Source organism: Fluviicola sp. (assembly GCF_039596355.1).
In the GTDB taxonomy this organism is placed as follows: Bacteria; Bacteroidota; Bacteroidia; order Flavobacteriales_D; family Crocinitomicaceae; genus Fluviicola.
In genome coordinates, this window is sequence record NZ_JBCNJW010000003.1 from 1 (window position 1) to 18987 (window position 18987).

Sequence of the window (18987 nt, forward strand, 5' to 3'; positions counted from 1 at the left end):
TCTTGGGAGGAGACAACGGAGCAGACATGATCTGGAACCCAAGCAGTCGTCAGTATGACGGGAACGGTCTTCCGGTATTTGGAGGAAACCAGCCGATCTGGGTGTTCGGAGTGAACATCAACAACGAAGGCTGTCCTTACTACGACGGAGTAAACAACTGGGTATACGACCAGTTCCAGTTAGCAACAAACACCTCTTACAAGAAATTGTACACGAGCTTGATGTGGGTTGCCAACACCGTAACAGCATCCGGACACGACTTCATGGAGTCAGATGTACGCATGAAACTGCGTGTGAACAAGCAGTACGCAGAGTACGCGGCAACTGGTAACTATGGCGGACGTCCGACTTACGGTTGGTCCATGAATGATCTTCAAACAACGACAGCGAGCAGAGATGTACTGGCAAGTGCATTGGATCTGATCAATGTGGTTCCGAATCCATACTATGCGTTCTCTGAATACGAGCGGAATAAAGTGGATACGCGGATCAAATTCACGAATCTACCGGAAGTTTGTACGATCAGCATTTACACCAGTTCCGGGAAATTGGTGAACCAGTTTAAGAAGGATAATCCGCAGACGTATCTCGATTGGACACTTACCAATAAGACCGGAATTCCTGTTGCTTCAGGTGTGTACCTGGTGCATGTAGAAGTTCCAGGACTAGGAGAGCGCGTACTGAAGGCATTTGTTGCCATGAGGAAGCTGGATATTGAGGGATTCTAGAAAGGTTGAGTCTGCTCCAGGTGTGATCTAATTTCCTGGTTCTCTGAATAGATAAGTGTTCGTCTTGATATATAATGGGAATTCCCAAAATCCCCATTTCCCAATATTGGGACGGATTTGAAAATCAATGCGTTACAAGTTGGAATGCTAAGATTCCAGGAAGATCAGCAGGAACATCAACCCAATGATCAGGAGTAGCAGGAATAATTTCGGATCCCTGTAAAGCGGTTTTTTAGGACGCTTTGCCAAACGCTCGTATTGATGAGAAAGCGAGGCAAAATCCTTGTAGCGTACCATTTGTTCTTTGGTAGGCTCCGGTGATTTCTCGTTCGTTTTTCTTTGAAATGTTCTCATGACTCGCGTTTCCAGTTTTTATTGATTTTTTCCAGCAAGCGGTAAATCTTCATTTTGGCATTTGCTTCCGATATCTGGTAAATATCTGCAATTTCCTTGAAGCTGAGCTGTTGGAAAAATCGTAATTCTATTAAATCTGCTTGCGTTTCCTCTAAGTTATTGATTATTTCAATCAATTGGTCGAGGTCTTCCTGCTGGAAAGAAGTGTTTTCGTTTCCTTCTTCCAGGATCGCATACAGCTGGCGGTCAGAAATCTCCACGGAGTAGTTCTTTTTCTGTGAGCGGAAAAACATGTTTACTTCATTTTGCGCAATGCGGTAAAGCCATGCACTGAAGGGAAGTCCGCGGTCTTCGTATTTGTGGATATTGGCCATTGCTTTCATAAAGCATTGCTGTACCAAATCTCCCGCGGCTTCTTCGTTTCCGCCCAGTCGTTTGAAGATGAAACGGAAAATCTGCTCAAAATACGTTTCATACAAGGGACCGAAATACCGGTGATCCTTCTTCGCAAGGTCAATTTGCTGGGCTTCATTGAGCGGATGATGTTTTTTCTTCTTAAACAAAGTTCCGGGTTTTGCTAATGGAATGTATTCTTTTGGAAAAGTAACAGGCTAAATTACAAATTCCTAATACCGAATTACGAATTGTTTGATAATTAAGTAATTCGTTCCGCCGTGTTGGACGTAATTCGTAATTAATCCAAATACTTACTCGCTTCCCGGAATGCCAAACCCTTAATCGGATGGTTTCCCAAAATCCGGATTACTTCATCGGAGTTGTATTTTGACAATTGCCTGAGCGACCAGCCGATGGCTTTCTGGATGAAAAATTCCTTGTTGCCGTTCATCTGCTGGATCAGGTCTTCGAGATAGAGGGTATCGACTTTGTCTTTGTACTTTAATTGGTAGATCAAACACGAGCGTTGCAGCCAAAAAGACTCATTGTAACGCCATTTCTCAAATGTTTCGCGAGCTTTCTCCGGGTATAAAAGTGCCCATTTGCCCAGGTAATTGGACGCAAGGGCATCCACGCTGTCCCACCAGGAATGGTGTCCAAGCAGGTATTCCAGTTCAACGGCATCGTCTTCGGAGTAATATTTTTTTGGCCAGGAGTTCAGGTAATCGATCGCGGCATAATGATAATCGCGCTCTTTTTTATTCCAAAGAGCGCGAATTACCGACCATCTTATTGTACGGTCTTCCAGTGATTTCAATGAATCGATCCAGCTTTTTTGAGCCGCCCTCCGAATTTCCGTCTGCATCCCGATAAATGAAAAATGATGTTTCATATATGCTGCTGCAGTTTGCGCCCGCTTAGGGTTGCGGAAGGGGTCGAACAACTCTTCCAGGTGCTGAATCGTTTCGTCAATCATGATTAAAATTGGTTAATCTGGAATACCGGTTTCAAATCATTTGAATTGTTGAAGCTCATCTCCAGGTCGCGCAGCATTCCGTCTTTCAGACTGTATACCATGGCGTGGATTTCCAGTGGATTTCCATTCTGCCACTCTTCCTGGATGAACGAAATTTTTGCCATATTGCGCGCCTGCTCAATAGAGTTCAGTTCTACCAAACGGTCTACGCGTGATTCTTCACTTTGGATGTTGTCCAGTTCCTGCTGGTACTTCATGTACACATTTTTGATACTCACCAACCAGTTATCCAGGAATCCGAAGCTTTTGTTGCTCATAGCTGCAGCTACACCACCACATCCATAATGTCCGACAACCAAAATGTGTCTTACTTTCAGGTACTTCACCGCGTAGTAAACCACACTCAACAGGTTCATGTCGGAGTTGATCACCTGGTTCGCGATATTGCGCTGTACGAAGATACTTCCCGGAGGCATGTTCACGATTTCATTTGCCGGTACACGGCTGTCAGAACAACCGATCCACAGGTATTCCGGTGTTTGTCCTTTCGACAGGTTGTCAAAAAATGTCGGGTCTTTTGCCAGGGTTTCCTCAACCCACGCTTTGTTTCCTTCAAAGATGTCTTTCATATGTTACTTTTTTCGGAGTTATTATTTCGATTTCAATGTTTTTGTCTTTTGCACGTATTTTGAAGTCTTCAATCGACTCAATAATATCGTTTGCTAAAAATTTGGCTTCGCTTTCATCAATGATCACTTTGACGTTATTTGGAATCTTCAGAAGTGTCTCGATCAGAGAAGCTTTGTTCAAAAATGTCATGTGCTCCGTTAAGCGGATGCGGTATACATTTTCCTCTACCGAAAGGTAGTGAGATAATTTAAAATTGTGATAGAGAATGACCAAAAAAGAAACGCCCAATCCGATCGAAATTCCAATGAGAAGGTCGGTAAGTAAAATCCCGACAATCGTTGCAACAAACGGAAGAAATTGAAGCCATCCTTCTTTGTACACTTTCTTAAATAGAGCCGGCTTTGCCAGTTTGAACCCAACCTGGATCAAAATAGCTGCCAGCGTTGCGTATGGAACATAGCTAAACACACCTGGAATAGAGAGAACTGCCAGTGCAATCAGGACACCATGCAAAATCGTTGATAGTTTATTCGTTCCTCCTGAGTTGGCATTGGCCGAAGTTCGGACTACAACCTGTGTCACCGGAAGCCCGCCGATGAGTCCGGAAGCCACGTTTCCGAATCCCTGTGCCATCAGTTCCCGGTTCCCGGAAGTAATGCGTTTCTTTTGATCCAGTTTATCGGAAGCATCCAGACTTAAAAGCGTTTCCAAACTTGCTACAACAGCTAGTGTAGCTGCCGTTACATAGATTTTGTAGTTCCCGAGCTGACTGAAATCCGGAAAAGTGAATAGTTCATGAAACGGTTTACCGTTGATTCCAAGGTCTACGCGGTGCTTCGCGATCAGGCTCCAGGAGGTGTTTTCGAGACAAATGGTGGTCAGAATTCCGAGTAACACCACTACCAGCGGCCCCGGAACAAATTTCAGGAACGTTTTCTGAACCCGCTTTTGCTCCCATAAGATCAATACGACGATGGAAACCACGCAGATGATGAGTGCCGGGATCGTAATGTAATTGAAACTGTAAATCAATTCGGAGAACGTGTTGTGACCGTCTGCCTGCAAAAAGGTTTCATCTCCTTCATAATCGGCATCGTATCCTACGGCATGCGGCAACTGCTTGAAAATAATCAGTAGTCCGATCGCTGCCAACATTCCCTTGATTACCACATTCGGAAAATAAAAGGAAATGAAACCTGCCCGGATTAACCCCAGGATGATCTGGAAAATACCTGCAAAGACCACCGCCGCCAGAAACAACTCAAACGATCCGAGATCACCGATTGCGGCAGCTACGATGGCAGTTAAACCTGCCGCCGGCCCGGATACACCGATTGCAGAGCCGGAGATGCTTCCTACGACCACACCTCCCATAATCCCGGCAATTAACCCGGAAAATACAGGGGCATCGGAGGCAAGCGCAATTCCAAGGCAAAGCGGAACGGCCACCAAAAAAACGACCAGGCCTGCAGGGACATCCTGCTTCCAGGTCTGAAATAAATTTTTCATGAGAAAAGATTAACGAAATAAACTAAATAACAGGGTGTTTAGCTGAGTTTCGTTCTGTCTTCGGGAGGATTTTCAAGGGGAGCCTTTTCAGCTCGTTTTGTTTTGCCGGAAATAAGCGAAAACGAAGCTTTTTCGATCAGAGCCGGGTTTGTTTCGATAGGAGAAAGTGAAGTGTTTTCTGCTAAATGCAGCTCTTCTTCCAGTAAATTAATGCCTCTTTTGCTGTTGTTGTTTTTCTTTCCGCTGTCAGATCCCGGTTCGTTGTCATCTTCTTCGGAAGATAGGTTTACGGAGACTTTCTTATCCATGCAGGCCCATACGAAATTACCCGCGAGGTTACTCCCAAGTGCAAGCAAACAGGCCAGTGAAAAGAAACGCAGACTTTTATACACGATGTAAAGATACGTACTTCAAGAAGTGAGTGAGTGAAACCTGCTGGATTTTTTGTTAAAAAAACCATATTGAGTTCGTGAATGGCAGGGATCAGTTCTTACCTTTCAACTAATTTAGTCGGGAAAATAAAGCCGGGAACCCCGCCGGAAAGATGAAATAATCGAAGGATTAAAAAAACACGGGAAAAAGCGTAACTTAAGGAAAAATCTGCCGTCCACCAAAGCAGATTAAAGAGGAGTCTATGACAAAAGCAGATTTGCGACAAAAATATAAAGAGATGAGATTGCAGCTTTCTCCCGGAGAGATTGAGCGGCTTTCGGAACAGATCGTAGAACAGGCTTTGACGCATTTTCAGCTGTCTGAGAAAACCGTTTCCCTGTTTCTTCCCATCGAGCGGCAACGCGAAGTTAACACGTACCTGCTTTGGGAGCGGGCTATGGGAATCGGGGCGGCAGTAGCTGTGCCGAAAACCAATTTCGAAACCATGGAAATGCGCCACTATTTGTTCGAATCCACTGACCAGCTGGAAGTGAACCAAAAAGGAATTCCCGAACCCAAAAAGGGCAAGGTAATTGCTGCCGATCGTTTTGATATTGTTTTTGTACCGCTTTTGGCTGTAGATGCCAAAGGGAACCGGGTGGGTTACGGAAAAGGATTTTACGACCGTTTTCTGCGGAAATGCTCGCCGGGTTGTCTGTTCATCGGACTGCATTATTTTGGTGTGGAAAGTAAGATCGACGATGTTTTGCCGACAGATATCCGGCTGAATGCTGTTGTAACGCCGACTAAAGTAATCCGCTTCGACTAGTTGATTGGAGTTGACGTGAGGTCAGTGAACAGGTACAAACAGACGGTTTCTGCCGATCCGGAAACAATTTTGATACAAACTGCGTTTAACGAGTGTGAAACATTGGGTACTGTTCATAGGATTGTTTTTCAGCTTTGCGTTTTCCGACGTGAAACAGCCATCGTCGCGTGTAATTTTCGGGGCGAAAATCTCTACCGGACCCAATTCCACGATGGTGAGTTTTGTGGCTATGCGCTATTCCAGCGACGGAGTATTGAGAGCCAAACGCTATTACACCAGCAAAGACGAATTCATTAAAGTACTGAGTGGTTACTGGCCGAGTCCCTTCAACCCGCAGCGAATAGACTATTTCAAAGAAAATAAGGTGATGGGCGGTGTTTTTGTAAACGATACTATCCGGGTGGAAATCGGTTATTGTCCGGCACTTGACAGTTTGTGGAAAATCCGCTTTTCCGACTGGCCCTATAAAGGATGGAACGAAGCCGGGTGGAGTCTCAATAGGATGCGTCCGGGTCTCAAGCAGGAGGAATACATCGCCAAAAGATACCATATCAAACAACTGGATTTTGATTACATCGTCGATACGAATTTCTGGCAGCTTTTATATGACGTGACGGATTCGACCTGGATCAGCAATTACAAATTTATTAACTGAAGTGGAGCATAACGAACGGGAATTATTACACGAGCGCCTCAAGGAATTGAGCTGTCTGTATGACATTGCAAAAATCACGCTGGATGCGTCGCGGAGTTTTGATGAAATCATTCAAGACATTGTGCGTCGGATTCCGGAAGCCTGGCAGTTTGAAGCAGATGCGGTGTGTCATATTCAAATCCGTACGGTTTGGTATAAATCTGCGGAAGCACCGGAAGCGCATGTTTTCCAGGAGCAGCTCATCCGCATTGAAGACCAGGGAATCGGAAGGCTGCGGATTTTTTATCCTGCACCGAAATATACCGAAGCCGATTTCCTGGAAGAAGAGTACCGTTTGCTGGAAAAACTGGCACTGGATCTTTCCCTGTTTATCGAGCGCCAGGAAATCAAATCGCGGGAGTTACGCTACCTGGAAAGTCTTCGCCATCACGACCGTTTGAAAGTGTTGGGAGAAATTACGGCGGGAATAGCACATGAACTGAACACGCCGCTCGGGAGCATTCTCGGGTTTTCGCAACTGATTATGGATGATTCGCGGGATGTGGCAACGCTATCTGATGCAGAAAAAATCATGCATGCCGCCATGCATGCCCGCGAAGTCGTTAAAAAACTGATGTACTTCTCCTGCGAACTTCCCCAGCGACTGGAATTCAGTTCGTTCAATGAACTCATCAAGGATACGATCATACTCATCAGACCATACCTTGAAAGCAAGCAGATCCGTTTGGAAACCCGTTTTTCAGAAACGCCGCTTTCGGTGCAGCTGGATACCGTTCAGATCACGCAGGTTGTTTTCAACCTGATCACAAATGCATTGCACGCATCGGAAGAAAATGGCAAAATTTTAATTGAAACCTGCGATAAAGGAGAAAATGCAGAACTGATTGTGCAAGACTCCGGAACCGGGATGTCGGAAGAAACCGTAGCCCAGATTTTCGAACCGTTTTTCACGACGAAAGAAGTGGGCGAGGGAATGGGACTGGGTTTAAGCGTGGTTCACGGAATTGTCAAATCCCACAAAGGAAGTATTTTTGTGAAATCAAAACCAGGAGAAGGAACGGTGTTCCGCATTGTTCTTCCGAAAAAACAGGCATCATGAAAGGAGAAAGCGTTTTAGTTGTTGATGATTCACCGGAAATGCTGGAATTGCTTCAGCGGCAGCTAAAAGGCATGCAGTTTATCACCTTCCAGGCAAGCAATGTGCCCGATGCGATTGATGTACTGAAACATACTTCCGTTGATTTATTGATTACCGATCTGCAGATGCCCGAAGTGAACGGCATGCAGCTGGTTCACTACGTTAAGGAACACTATCCCGAGCTGCCGGTGTTGGTCGTAACGGGGTATCCGTCCATTTCAGGAGCCGTTGAAGCAGTCAAATCAGGCGTGATCGACTACCTGGTGAAACCGTTTACGCAATCTGAGTTGCATCAATCGGTGGAAAACTGCCTTTCGAAAAACCGGAAAGAGAAACACCGCAAACAAGAACAGGAAAATCTCGATAATCCGAGTCCTTTTGCTGTTTTGGGTATGATTGGTCGTTCCGAATCCATGAAACGCCTGGCAGAAATCATCCAGTTGATCCGCAACAATACGGTCACGACGTTGATTTCCGGGGAAAGTGGAACGGGAAAAGAACTCGTTGCCCGCGCCATTCATTACAGCGGACAGCGTTCCAAAGCGCCTTTCATCAGCGTCAACTGTGGAGCGATTCCTGAAAATTTACTGGAAAGTGAATTGTTTGGTTTCCTCAAGGGATCTTTTACGGGGGCCATGGAAAACCGCACGGGATTTTTCCAGGCGGCGAATACGGGAACCATCTTCCTGGATGAAATCGGAAATGCTTCGCACAATGTGCAGAGCCGTTTACTGCGTGTGCTCCAGGAAAAGGAAATCACCATGATCGGTTCTTCCAAAGCACAAAAGATTGATGTGCGGATCATTGCCGCTACCAATGCCGATTTACAGCAGATGGTACGCCAGGGAACCTTTCGGGAAGATTTGTATTACCGCCTCAATGTCGTAAACATTGAAATGCCGCCATTGCGAGACCGCAAAGACGATATTCCGTTGCTGGTTCATTTCTTCCTTCGCAAACACGGTTCGGAATTTGAACGCACACCCGTTATTTCACAACAAGCACTTGCTATTTTGATCCGTCACGGTTGGCCGGGCAACGTCCGCGAGTTGGAAAATGTCATTCAGCGCGCATTGATCATGGGTCGCGGAAACATTGATGTGAAAGATTTATCCGATTACCTGAAAATCGATGCTCCGAAAAACACGGTTTCCCAAACGGAATTCAAAACATTGAAGGAGCAGGAAAAAGAGTACATTCTCAAAGTGCTCGATTCCGTCGATCAGAATAAAACAAAAGCCGCCGAAATTTTAGGAATTGACCGCAAAACCCTGGGGCAAAAAATCAAGTGATTCCCCGGGTAAAAATTCCCCGCTGAGTAAAAATTACTCGGTTGTTCTGTTTTTGAATCAAACTGGTGTTTTTTAATAATCCGTTGTTGCGCAATGCATTACGCACCAACGGGGATTCTATTTCAATTAATTTCCCATCTCTGGCATGCTTTCTGAAAATGCCCTGTCAACGATTTTTAATTGGGTGATGAATCGATATGGGAAAGGAATTTGCGAATCTTGTCACTTCGCAAAAGAATGTACTTTGCATGCTCCGGGTGAGACTACCTGGGAGTGTTCCGAATACGAACCGCTGGTTGTTTTTTCAGGAACGCAGAGTCTGTTTTTGAAGGCTCCGGTTTATCAGGATGTAGCAGCGAATACAGGAACATTATGCAAGCATTGCGATCAGAAGGATTCATGTTGCTATTATTCGCCGGAAATATTCATCTTTACCTGCGAAAATTATCAATAATCAAATTATAATGATGACAAAAGAACAAAAAGCGCCCCGAATGATTGACAGCGTTCGTCAACAGTTTGAGAAAGCAGCAGACGTGATGAATCTGAATGCGGACATCCGCAAGATTTTGGCGCAGACAAACAATGAATTGGTCGTCCATTTTCCTGTACGTCTGGATAACGGTTCCGTGGAAGTGTTCACCGGTTACCGGGTGCAGCACAACAACGCATTAGGTCCATACAAAGGAGGTCTTCGCTACCACCCGGAAATTGAATTGGATGATGCGAAGGCACTGGCAATCTGGATGACCTGGAAAACGTCGCTGGCAGGTTTGCCTTACGGTGGAGGAAAAGGAGGTATCCAGTTGGATCCGTCGAAGTATTCCAAAGCAGAGTTGGAGCGTATCACACGCCGTTTTACTCACGCTTTGGGCGACAACATCGGGCCGGAGTATGATATTCCAGCACCGGATGTAAATACCAATGCACAAATCATGGCCTGGATCGCCGATACATACATGTCGACAAAACAGCCGAACGAGCGTTCCAAGTATTCCCACGTGGTTACCGGAAAACCGGTGAACTCGGGAGGTTTGCGCGGACGCGACCGTGCAACCGGATTCGGAGTAGTGGTGACTTTGAAAGCCTGGGCGAAGTGGAGAAACACCTCGCTGGAGGGGAAAAAGTACATCGTTCAGGGATTCGGAAACGTGGGGCAGTGGGCTTCTGTTTTCATGCAGGAAAATGGTGCGATTCTGACCGCAGTTCAGGATGCTTCCGGTTCTATCTACAATGCAGAGGGAATCGATCCGATCGATTTGCTGGATTACATGAAAAACAACAATGGAGCAATTGCAAACTATCCGAAAGCAGTTCCAATGCCGAATGAAGAGTTCTTCTCTGTAGCATGCGACGTATGTATTCCTGCAGCATTAGGAAATCAGATTACAGGTGAGAATGCAGCCTCCATTACGGCGAAAGTAATCGCTGAAGGAGCAAACGGTCCTACAACACCGGAAGGAGAAGCTATTTTGCGTGAGAAAGGAGTTGATGTCATTCCGGATATCCTGTGTAACTCAGGAGGAGTGATCGGAAGTTACTTTGAGTGGCTTCAGAACCGCAGCGGTGAGATCTGGGAATTTGAAGACGTGATCTCCCGTTTGGAAAAGAAAATGCTGGATTCTTTCAACCGGGTGGTTCGCACAGCGGAAGAGTATAACGCAGATTTCCGCACGGCGGCTTACATCGAGGCAATCAAGCGTATTGAATTAACATATAACGAGCGGGGAGTATTCCCATAAATTTCCAAATCAAGAAATGAAACTAGGAATTCTGAAAGAACAGGGTGAAGAAACAAGAACGGCTATTGTTCCGTCAATCGTTCAGCGATTAATAAAAGAACTGGCTTTTGAAGTATACTTTGAAAGCGGAACTGGTGAGAAAGCGGGGTTTTCAAATGATGACTACATCAAAGCGGGAGCGGTTTTGATGGAGCGCGATGAAATCATACAATTACTTGACATAATTACGATCATCAATCCATTTGATTCCCCCTTTCACTCAGAAAACGGAAAAAAAGTAGTTGTTTCCATGATCAATCCCCTGTTTCGGACAGATGAGGTGGAAAAATTGAGAAAACCAAACCGGACTGTCTACAGTCTGGATTTGGTTCCGAGAACTACGAAAGCACAGGCTATGGATGTTTTGTCATCCATGGCCTCCCTTTCGGGTTACAAAGCTGTCATCAAAGCGGCTGAATTGTATGGTTCTGTTCTTCCAATGTTTACAACTGCTGCCGGAACGATTCGTCCCGCAAGAGTTCTAATCCTTGGTGCCGGAGTTGCCGGATTGCAGGCCATTGCAACAGCGCGCAGACTGGGAGCGATTGTCCATGTTTTCGACGTGAGGAGCTCTGCCAAAGAAGAAGTGAACAGTTTGGGAGCCAATTTCATTGAAGTGGAAGGAGCAGCCGAAAGTGCCGGAGCAGGCGGATATGCCATTGAGCAATCCGAAGAATACCTGGAAAAACAGCGTGCACTGATCGACAAGTACGTTTCCGAATCGGCGATGGTCATTACAACGGCCAATATCCCTGGGAAAAAAGCGCCTTTGCTGATCGAAAAATCCAGTGTGGAACGCATGAAGAAAGGTTCTGTAATCATCGACCTGGCATCGGAGCAGGGAGGAAACTGCGCACTGACACAAGACGGTGAACTGATCACCACGCACAACGGTGTCAAAATCCTGGGAAATTCATTCCTGTCGCGGGAACTGGCCGAAACAGCTTCACAGCTGCTGGCAACGAATTATTTCAACTTCCTGAAGCATTATTTGCAGGTAGAAGATTCTGAATCCCGTTCTGAAGACCCGATTCTGAAAGGAAGTTGTCTGATCGAAGACGGGGAAATTGTAAACGAACGATTAGTATCACTCATTAAAGAAACAGTATGTTAGACTTTATTACCGGAAACCAGGCACCCCTTTATTTTATTCTGTTGTGTATCTTTTTGGGAATTGAGATCATTTCGAATGTTCCTGCCATTTTACACACGCCCCTGATGTCCGGGGCAAATGCCATCCACGGAGTGATCCTCGCAGGTGCGATTATTACGATGTATCACGTACCTTCTGATGATTACCTGAATCTCACACTCGGATTCATCGCAGTACTTTTAGGAACCCTCAATATTTCGGGAGGATTTTTTGTGACAGGCCGCATCCTGTCCATGTTTTCAAAGAAGAAGTAAGTCCGTTTAAAGACTTTCGTTCACCTTTTCAAATTACAACATATGACAATTTTACTGGAAGTAAGTTACTTCCTGGCGATGATCTCATTCATTGTCGGGCTGAAATTCCTGAGCTCGCCTCAGCGTGCCAAACTTGGAAATATTATCGCCGGAGCGGGAATGACCCTAGCTATTGTGGCTACCGTTATCCATGCATTTTACGGTGGTCCGGTGACCATTAACCTGATCCTGATTATCGTGGCGATCCTGTTGGGAACCGTACTTGGAAAACGGATGTCGGACAAAGCGGAAATGACCAAAATGCCGCAGTTGGTTTCCTACTTCAATGCGATGGGTGGAGGTTGCGCCCTGCTGCTTGGAATCATTGAAGGACAACAATTGGTTCACGGAGGTGATGCAAACCGCACGGCGGCTGTGATCCTGATGACAGCCATGATGATCGGTGCAACTTCATTTTCCGGAAGTATCGTGGCATACTTGAAATTGTCCGGTAAACTGAAAGATATTCGTAAAGGCTGGGTTTCAATCTCCTCGCGTATTTTACTGCTGGCGATGATCGCGATCCCGTTCCTGGTTTCGTTTGAAGTAGTGCATCTGGGATTAATCCAGGAAATTGCGATCCTGGCTGTTCTGGCAAGTATCTACGGACTGGTTTTCGTGTTCCCGATCGGCGGGGCAGATATGCCGGTGGTGATTTCCCTGCTGAATTCCCTGACAGGTGTTGCTACGGCTTTGGCGGGAATCATGTTCCACAACCTACTCATGATCTCCGGAGGGATTTTCGTGGGTTCTGCGGGTGTTTTGCTGACTTTACTGATGTGTAAGGCCATGAACCGCTCGTTGTGGAATGTACTGGCCGGGAACTTCAAAGGAGCTTCCCTGGGAACACAAACTTCCAATGTGGAAATCGAAATCAAGCGCACTTCCGTAGGTGAACTGGCGACAAACCTGGCTTTCTCCAGTAAAGTGGCGATTATCCCGGGATACGGTTTGGCAGTTGCGCAGGCACAGCATTTGTGTACACAGCTGGAGCAGGTACTTGAGTCGAAAGGAATCGAAGTGGATTACATCATTCACCCGGTTGCAGGACGAATGCCTGGCCACATGAACGTACTGCTTGCAGAAGCGGATGTGCATTACGACAAGCTGAAGGAAATGGAAGAGGTAAATGATCAGATGTCGAGTTACGATTTATCGATCGTCATCGGGGCAAATGACGTCGTGAACCCGGCGGCAGAAACAGATGCTTCCAGTCCGATCTACGGAATGCCGATTATCAAGGCTTACGATTCGAAACAAGTGGTGGTGATCAAGCGGGGAATGAGTAAAGGGTATGCCGGAGTTGAGAACAACTTGTTTGGAGAAGACAATTGCACCCTGCTTTTCGCCGATGCAAAAGATGCTTTATCCGGAATTATCGGAGAATTAAAAACAGTGAGCTTTTAAGTCATGAAGTACGACCATATCGTTTTAAATAAAAAGGAGTATGAACTCATTACCGGGTTGATCCATCCGATCCAGGAATCATCCAATTTGATGAATAGCTGTATTTCCCGGTTGAAACAGGAATTGAAAACAGCAAAAGTGATGGATGAAACGGAAGATTTTCCACAAGATGTGATTCGTTTGAACAGCATCGTGGATGTGAATACGCCTTTTGGAATTATGAAGATTCAATTGGTGCTTCCGGAACATTCGAATTCGGAACAAAAACGCATTTCGATCCTGACCCCGATGGGTTCGGCGCTGATCGGATATGCAGAAACAGATAAGATTATGTGGGAATTCCCCAATGGGGTACAGGAAGTTGAAATCCTGAAGGTTTCTCACTCCCAGTTTTGAATAGTTATGGTTTGCCGGAAAAAGCACAGATTTCCGTTAGTTAGTTTTTGAGATTTTTAAGAACCATAGTTAGCAAAAAAAGTCCGGATTGCCGTCCGGACTTTCTTGTTTTATGAACTTTCAGATTGTTTTTAAAGTTCGTGAAATTGCCATATCGCCATATTGCGAACCCTCTGCAAACAGGGCGTTGCAGCGCGAAAAAAAGGGGGCACGAAGGTGAATGCATTGTTTCTTTTCTAGTAAGGAGTCGGCTTTACGCTCTCTGTATCTTACCTAACGTTCGCTGAGTCGAATAATGCTTTTCATTATTTGAGACAAAATACCAAAGACATATTTGCGAACTCAGTTCGACTGAGCTCACGCCGAAGTCTACGGGAAACCATAAACGCAAATGACGCATCGGCATCCCCAAACGACCACCTAAATTCCAATACCAGATAAAAACAAAAAAGGGGAATGAATCTCATCCCCCTTCGTATTGTAATCAATTTTGTTAAGCTCCTTGTCTCAATTCTTTCAGTGAGTTGAAGAATACGATTCCGTAACCTACTGCCAGCATCAGGTGGAATGGAACCATTCCCAAATCGCCGTAAATAGCTCTGTTTACAACCGTAAATCCAAATACACACATCAGGATTCCTTCTCCGATTGTGATCAATGAAATGCTCTTCTTGTCGTATTTATTTCCTTTGAATTCACCCTTCTTACTCACGTTAAACTTCGGAGTACGTACAAATGAACTCTTGATTCCCATGAATCCTTCCAATACCGCAATCGTATTTGCCAGTGAAAGCCCCAGGGAAACAGTGAGGAACAGGAAGAATCGACCCAAAAAGCGGATAAAAGAAGTGAATTTATTCGCCGTTTTGTCGCGGTATGCCAACCAGTAATAATACATCAGGAAAACCGTGCTCAGGATGAAGACCGAACCGTACTGGATCACGTAGTTCAAATCGGAGAAACTGTCCTTGATTTGAAGTACCACCAAACTCAGCAATGACATCGTTAAAATGAACATGAACACCGATGAGTTGAACAAGTGGGATAATCCGTGGATCCGGTCAGTCAGACGTACATTTTTGAACGTCAGGATCGTTTTCCACATTTTTACGAAACATTCGGCTCCACCTTTCATCCAGCGGTGCTGCTGTGCTTTCAGTGCCGACATGGTAATCGGTAATTCAGCCGGAGCAACTACATCCTCCAGGTATTTGAATTTCCATCCACGCAGCTGTGCACGGTAGCTCAAATCCAAATCTTCTGTCAGCGTATCATGTTCCCAACCACCTGCACTTTCGATACATTTTTTGCGCCATATACCGCCCGTACCGTTGAAGTTGATGAAATGTCCTGCTGCGTTACGACCACCTTGTTCAGCCGCGAAGTGTCCGTTTAGCCCGAAAGCCTGCAATTCCGTTAATAAAGAGTACGATTTATTCAAGTGTCCCCAGCGGGTTTGCACCACACCGATATTATCATCCGTTTCAAAGTAAGGCATGGTTTGTTGCAACCAGTCTTTTTCCGGAACGAAATCCGCATCGAAAATCGCGATGAATTCTCCTTTTACTTTGTTCATAGCAGAATCCAGTGCTCCTGCTTTGTAACCGGTTCTGTCTACGCGGTGAATGTGCTCGATCTGAATTCCTCTTGCGGCAACTTCAGCCACTTTTTTCGCAATCAGATCCTTTGTCTCATCCGTAGAATCGTCCAGCACCTGGATATCGAATTTGTCTCTCGGGTAATCAAAATTGGCAGCTGCCTCAATGATACGGTCTGCTACATACATTTCATTGTACATCGGCAATTGCACCGTCACGGTAAGTGCTGTTTCCGGGTTAAAAACCGGTTTTACTTCCAACGCTTTACGTTTTTTACTTCTTGCATAGGCAATAGACAATGAAAGTTGGAGCAACGAATAAATGAAAACAAGAACCAGGCAAGCTCCGTAAATGACCAACACCACTTTGGCAGTAAAATGCGACCAGTAGTTCTCTTTTCCGTTCCAGGTTCCCCAATCAAACATCCAGGTTACTTTCGTAGACGTTTTGAACGGATTTTTCTGATCCATTTGATACTCATTCGTGTGGTGAGCGTCAATTTTGATCAAAAATTTCTCCTGCTTATACTTGATGTCAGCAACAGACAGGTCGAAAAGAGATGTATCGGTATTGGCGTTTAATTCAACACCTTTGAACAGGAATTTCCCGTTCTCATCCGTAACTGCCTTGTAGGTCTTACCCGTTTCTTTGTTCACCAGCTGAACAGGAACTTCTTCAGAAGGACCTTTCGTTCTGTAATCCTGGTAATAACCGGAAACGTCACGTTTGATTTGTCCGAATGCGGAAAGCGTAAATACCGCACAAAATAAAACAAGTAATGACCTTGTCATAGATACATTTAGTTAATTAATCAACACCTACCACCACTTTGTGGTAGAATTTAGGGGACAAAGATAGCTTTTATTCTAAATTTCGATGCTCAACCTGCACGACTTTAATCATTTATCGGAAATATCCTTGTGGTGTCCGGCGTTTCCTCCAGATTATGATTTTATTATCTGTTGAAGGATAGCTTTTTATAATGATTCGTTTCTGTATTTTTGATTCGTAATGATTCTGTTTTTCCTGTGAATGCTATAGCTGTACTTGCGTATTTTCTTCTTCGGTTTTTGGCCTCTGTTTTGTTGTTCTCGATCCTACTGATCGGGATTCAATACCTGACAACAACAATCTACGATTTCGAAGACCCCAAACCTTTTTCAGGAAACCATTGGCTGAACCCGTATCAAACGGTCGGAAACCAGCGGATTAAAGCCAACTTTCATGCACACTCCTGCGCCTGGAGGTCTCTGACATATGGTAAGAACACCCCTGAAAAAATGAGGCGGGCTTATCAGGAGAAAGGTTACGATATCGCTGCTATTTCCAACTATTTTTGTCTGGATACGACCGGAAAACAGAATGATCCGTTGTACATTCCGGTATACGAACACGGGTTGAATGTGTTCAAATCTCACTGCCTGGTACTGAATCCGGAACACGTTTCCTGGTGCGATTATTTCCTCTATCAGTCTACGTCACATCAGCAAACAGTTATTGAGGGGATCAAGAAAAATAAAGGGATCGTAGCAATTGCACATCCGGAATTCAACCACGGAAGAAGTCTCAATGATATGAAATACCTGAAGCATTATGATTTGGTTGAGGTACTCAATCATTTCCGGATTTCGGATGAGCACTGGGACATGGCACTTTCGAATGGAAAACTGGGCTACCTGCTTGCGAACGATGATTCGCACAGTACGGAGAAAGATGAAATGGGAAGAGTCTGGACGGTGATTCTCGCTCCGGAGAAAAACAAACAACAGGCACTGAATTCCCTGCTCAGCGGAAAAGCATTCGGAGTATATACCCTCTACAACCGCTGTGAAAATAATTTTGTGAGTTGTGAACTGAAAACCGATAGTATTGATGTCCGTTTTGCTATTCCGGCAGATACGATCCTGTTTATCGGGCAGGGAGGAAAGGTAAAGCAGAAAACGACGTATTCAGACCGGGCAGTCTATAAACTCCAAAAAGACGATACGTATATCCGGGTGATTGCCAAAAACGCAGAAAGTTATATTTACCTGAACCCGGTTACCCGCTATGACGGAACAAATGCAAAAGCATCCTTGAGTGCGATGCAGCTACCCAAAGAGAATAAGCTCCAAACATGGCTGTTCAGAGCTTGCACTGCAGGGTTATTGTATTTTCCTTTGCGTGGAATCTGGCTTTTGTGGAGACGGAAGAACCGTCAGCGCAGAATCCGGATTAATGGTTTAAAACGCCCAATTCTTTCCCGACCTTGATGAACGCAGCAATCGCTTTGTCCAGGTCTTCGATGCTGTGAGCTGCGGAGATTTGCGTTCGGATGCGTGCCGCACCTTTTGCAACTACCGGGTAGAAGAAGCCAATCGCGTAAACTCCTTCCTGCAATAATTTATCTGCGAATTGCTGAGACAAAGCTGCATCATACAACATGATCGGAACAATCGGAGAATCTCCCGGTTTGATATCAAATCCGGCTGCAAGGATGCGCTCCTTGAAGTATTTGGTATTGCTTTCCAGCTTGTCACGCAACTCTGTTGTTGAACTCAGAATGTCGAATACTTTGTTTGCTGCTCCTACGATTGACGGAGCCAGTGAGTTGGAGAACAAGTATGGTCTTGAACGCTGACGCAGCATTTCAATCACTTCTTTCTTCCCGGTGGTGTAACCACCCATAGCACCACCCAATGCTTTTCCTAAGGTTCCGGTGATGATGTCTACGCGGTCCATGCAGTTGTGGTATTCCGGAACACCACGTCCTGTTTTCCCGATAAATCCGGCACTGTGGCATTCGTCCGTCATAACGAGTGCATCGTATTTATCCGCCAGATCACAGATTTCATTCATTTTGGCAATATCACCGTCCATAGAGAATACTCCGTCAGTAACAATGATGCGGTGGCGCTGCCCCTGAGCTTTTTTCAACTGCTCTTCCAGGTCAGCCATGTCCGAATGCTTGTAGCGGTAACGCTGTGCTTTACACAAACGAATCCCGTCGATGATAGACGCGTGGTTCAATTCATCGGAGATAATGGCATCTTCTTCACCGAAAAGCGGTTCGAAAACACCTCCGTTTGCATCAAAAGCTGCTGCATACAAAATCGTGTCTTCCGTTCCATAGAACTTTGCGATTTTCACTTCCAGTTCTTTGTGGATATCTTGTGTACCACAAATAAAACGAACAGACGACATTCCGAAACCATGTGTGTCCAAAGCTTCTTTTGCCGCCCCGATCACATCCGGATGAGATGAAAGACCCAGGTAGTTGTTTGCACACATAATCACTACTTCGTCTCCCGAACTCACGTTTACGCGGGCTCCCTGAGGAGAAGTAATGATGCGTTCTTTTTTGAAGATACCTCCTTCTTTGATGGCTGTCAACTCAGCAGACAAATGATCTTTCAGTTTTCCGTACATGACCTTGTTTATTTTGTTAGCAAAGATAGAATTAATTCAAAATGCAAAATTCAAAAATTGGGAAGGGATTTA

Annotated in this window: 19 protein-coding genes; 11 read left to right on the forward strand and 8 right to left on the reverse strand. The window is 45.2% G+C overall.

Going from position 1 to position 18987, the window contains the following annotated elements:
* A partial coding sequence (locus ABDV94_RS07930) for a T9SS type A sorting domain-containing protein (protein WP_343606279.1) occupies positions 1 to 728 on the forward strand: 728 nt, incomplete at its 5' end.
* Positions 729 to 875: 147 nt separating this feature from the next.
* Here the strand turns inward: ABDV94_RS07930 and ABDV94_RS07935 are convergent.
* From ABDV94_RS07935 to ABDV94_RS07960, 6 genes are all read right to left on the reverse strand, one after another.
* Positions 876 to 1082, reverse strand: coding sequence for a hypothetical protein (locus ABDV94_RS07935; protein WP_343606281.1), 207 nt, complete (start codon positions 1080 to 1082; stop codon positions 876 to 878).
* Positions 1079 to 1645, reverse strand: a complete 567-nt coding sequence (locus tag ABDV94_RS07940) for a sigma-70 family RNA polymerase sigma factor (RefSeq protein ID WP_343606282.1) — start codon at positions 1643 to 1645, stop codon at positions 1079 to 1081. The genes ABDV94_RS07935 and ABDV94_RS07940 overlap by 4 nt, the downstream gene beginning before the upstream one ends.
* A 131-nt stretch (positions 1646 to 1776) precedes the next feature.
* A complete protein-coding gene (locus tag ABDV94_RS07945) occupies positions 1777 to 2454 on the reverse strand; it encodes a DNA alkylation repair protein (protein ID WP_343606284.1) in 678 nt (225 codons plus the stop codon).
* Positions 2455 to 2456: 2 nt separating this feature from the next.
* Positions 2457 to 3083, reverse strand: a complete 627-nt coding sequence (locus ABDV94_RS07950) for a carbonic anhydrase (protein WP_343606285.1) — start codon at positions 3081 to 3083, stop codon at positions 2457 to 2459.
* Positions 3067 to 4593 (reverse strand): SulP family inorganic anion transporter, encoded by a 1527-nt coding sequence (locus tag ABDV94_RS07955; protein ID WP_343606287.1) that lies wholly within the window; start codon positions 4591 to 4593, stop codon positions 3067 to 3069. Before ABDV94_RS07955 ends, ABDV94_RS07950 begins: the two co-directional genes overlap by 17 nt.
* A 38-nt stretch (positions 4594 to 4631) precedes the next feature.
* Positions 4632 to 4985 carry a hypothetical protein gene (locus ABDV94_RS07960; RefSeq protein ID WP_343606289.1) on the reverse strand — a complete coding sequence of 118 codons (354 nt, stop codon included), beginning with the start codon at positions 4983 to 4985 and terminating at the stop codon, positions 4632 to 4634.
* Between the two features lie 242 nt (positions 4986 to 5227).
* Here ABDV94_RS07960 and ABDV94_RS07965 point away from each other — a divergent pair, with 242 nt between their 5' ends.
* The 9 genes from ABDV94_RS07965 to ABDV94_RS08005 all read left to right on the forward strand — a co-directional run bounded on the left by ABDV94_RS07965 (position 5228) and on the right by ABDV94_RS08005 (position 13909).
* Positions 5228 to 5794: a 5-formyltetrahydrofolate cyclo-ligase gene (locus ABDV94_RS07965; protein WP_343606291.1), complete on the forward strand. Its 567-nt coding sequence runs from the start codon at positions 5228 to 5230 to the stop codon at positions 5792 to 5794.
* 94 nt (positions 5795 to 5888) lie between these two features.
* Complete coding sequence (locus ABDV94_RS07970; RefSeq protein ID WP_343606293.1) at positions 5889 to 6449, forward strand: hypothetical protein; 561 nt, start codon at positions 5889 to 5891, stop codon at positions 6447 to 6449.
* Between the two features lies 1 nt (position 6450).
* Positions 6451 to 7548 (forward strand): HAMP domain-containing sensor histidine kinase, encoded by a 1098-nt coding sequence (locus ABDV94_RS07975; RefSeq protein WP_343606295.1) that lies wholly within the window; start codon positions 6451 to 6453, stop codon positions 7546 to 7548.
* The gene (locus ABDV94_RS07980) at positions 7545 to 8879 is read left to right on the forward strand and encodes a sigma-54 dependent transcriptional regulator (RefSeq protein ID WP_343606297.1); all 1335 of its coding nucleotides are present in this window, start codon (positions 7545 to 7547) and stop codon (positions 8877 to 8879) included. The genes ABDV94_RS07975 and ABDV94_RS07980 overlap by 4 nt, the downstream gene beginning before the upstream one ends.
* Before the next feature lie 464 nt (positions 8880 to 9343).
* The gene (locus ABDV94_RS07985) at positions 9344 to 10621 is read left to right on the forward strand and encodes a Glu/Leu/Phe/Val dehydrogenase (RefSeq protein WP_343606299.1); all 1278 of its coding nucleotides are present in this window, start codon (positions 9344 to 9346) and stop codon (positions 10619 to 10621) included.
* A 16-nt stretch (positions 10622 to 10637) separates the two neighbouring features.
* On the forward strand, positions 10638 to 11774 hold the full coding sequence (locus ABDV94_RS07990) for an NAD(P) transhydrogenase subunit alpha (RefSeq protein WP_343606301.1): 1137 nt from the start codon (positions 10638 to 10640) through the stop codon (positions 11772 to 11774).
* Complete coding sequence (locus ABDV94_RS07995; protein ID WP_300666567.1) at positions 11768 to 12067, forward strand: NAD(P) transhydrogenase subunit alpha; 300 nt, start codon at positions 11768 to 11770, stop codon at positions 12065 to 12067. Before ABDV94_RS07990 ends, ABDV94_RS07995 begins: the two co-directional genes overlap by 7 nt.
* Before the next feature lie 42 nt (positions 12068 to 12109).
* A complete protein-coding gene (locus ABDV94_RS08000) occupies positions 12110 to 13513 on the forward strand; it encodes an NAD(P)(+) transhydrogenase (Re/Si-specific) subunit beta (RefSeq protein ID WP_343606303.1) in 1404 nt (467 codons plus the stop codon).
* 3 nt (positions 13514 to 13516) lie between these two features.
* Complete coding sequence (locus ABDV94_RS08005; protein ID WP_343606305.1) at positions 13517 to 13909, forward strand: GreA/GreB family elongation factor; 393 nt, start codon at positions 13517 to 13519, stop codon at positions 13907 to 13909.
* Positions 13910 to 14402: 493 nt separating this feature from the next.
* On the opposite strand, the gene ABDV94_RS08010 is transcribed toward ABDV94_RS08005, so the two are convergent.
* Positions 14403 to 16298, reverse strand: coding sequence for a cellulose synthase family protein (locus ABDV94_RS08010; protein WP_343606307.1), 1896 nt, complete (start codon positions 16296 to 16298; stop codon positions 14403 to 14405).
* A gap of 237 nt (positions 16299 to 16535) precedes the next feature.
* Between ABDV94_RS08010 and ABDV94_RS08015 the strand changes: the two genes are divergently transcribed.
* Positions 16536 to 17759, forward strand: a complete 1224-nt coding sequence (locus tag ABDV94_RS08015; RefSeq protein WP_343606309.1) for a hypothetical protein — start codon at positions 16536 to 16538, stop codon at positions 17757 to 17759.
* On the opposite strand, the gene kbl is transcribed toward ABDV94_RS08015, so the two are convergent.
* A complete protein-coding gene (gene kbl / locus ABDV94_RS08020) occupies positions 17722 to 18915 on the reverse strand; it encodes a glycine C-acetyltransferase (protein ID WP_343606311.1) in 1194 nt (397 codons plus the stop codon). The two genes, ABDV94_RS08015 and kbl, sit on opposite strands and share 38 nt — an antisense overlap.
* Positions 18916 to 18987: the final 72 nt, after the last annotated feature.

Bases quoted from the DNA above. Each gene is read 5' to 3' on its own strand.
- ABDV94_RS07995 (WP_300666567.1), top strand. From the start codon at position 11,768: ATGTTAGACTTTATTACCGGAAACCAGGCACCCCTTTATTTTATTCTG.
- ABDV94_RS07935 (WP_343606281.1), bottom strand. From the start codon at position 1,082: ATGAGAACATTTCAAAGAAAAACGAACGAGAAATCACCGGAGCCTACC.
- ABDV94_RS07990 (WP_343606301.1), top strand. From the start codon at position 10,638: ATGAAACTAGGAATTCTGAAAGAACAGGGTGAAGAAACAAGAACGGCT.
- ABDV94_RS08010 (WP_343606307.1), bottom strand. From the start codon at position 16,298: ATGACAAGGTCATTACTTGTTTTATTTTGTGCGGTATTTACGCTTTCC.
- kbl (WP_343606311.1), bottom strand. From the start codon at position 18,915: ATGTACGGAAAACTGAAAGATCATTTGTCTGCTGAGTTGACAGCCATC.
- ABDV94_RS07945 (WP_343606284.1), bottom strand. From the start codon at position 2,454: ATGATTGACGAAACGATTCAGCACCTGGAAGAGTTGTTCGACCCCTTC.
- ABDV94_RS07980 (WP_343606297.1), top strand. From the start codon at position 7,545: ATGAAAGGAGAAAGCGTTTTAGTTGTTGATGATTCACCGGAAATGCTG.
- ABDV94_RS08000 (WP_343606303.1), top strand. From the start codon at position 12,110: ATGACAATTTTACTGGAAGTAAGTTACTTCCTGGCGATGATCTCATTC.
- ABDV94_RS07950 (WP_343606285.1), bottom strand. From the start codon at position 3,083: ATGAAAGACATCTTTGAAGGAAACAAAGCGTGGGTTGAGGAAACCCTG.
- ABDV94_RS07985 (WP_343606299.1), top strand. From the start codon at position 9,344: ATGATGACAAAAGAACAAAAAGCGCCCCGAATGATTGACAGCGTTCGT.
- ABDV94_RS07965 (WP_343606291.1), top strand. From the start codon at position 5,228: ATGACAAAAGCAGATTTGCGACAAAAATATAAAGAGATGAGATTGCAG.
- ABDV94_RS08005 (WP_343606305.1), top strand. From the start codon at position 13,517: ATGAAGTACGACCATATCGTTTTAAATAAAAAGGAGTATGAACTCATT.
- ABDV94_RS07955 (WP_343606287.1), bottom strand. From the start codon at position 4,593: ATGAAAAATTTATTTCAGACCTGGAAGCAGGATGTCCCTGCAGGCCTG.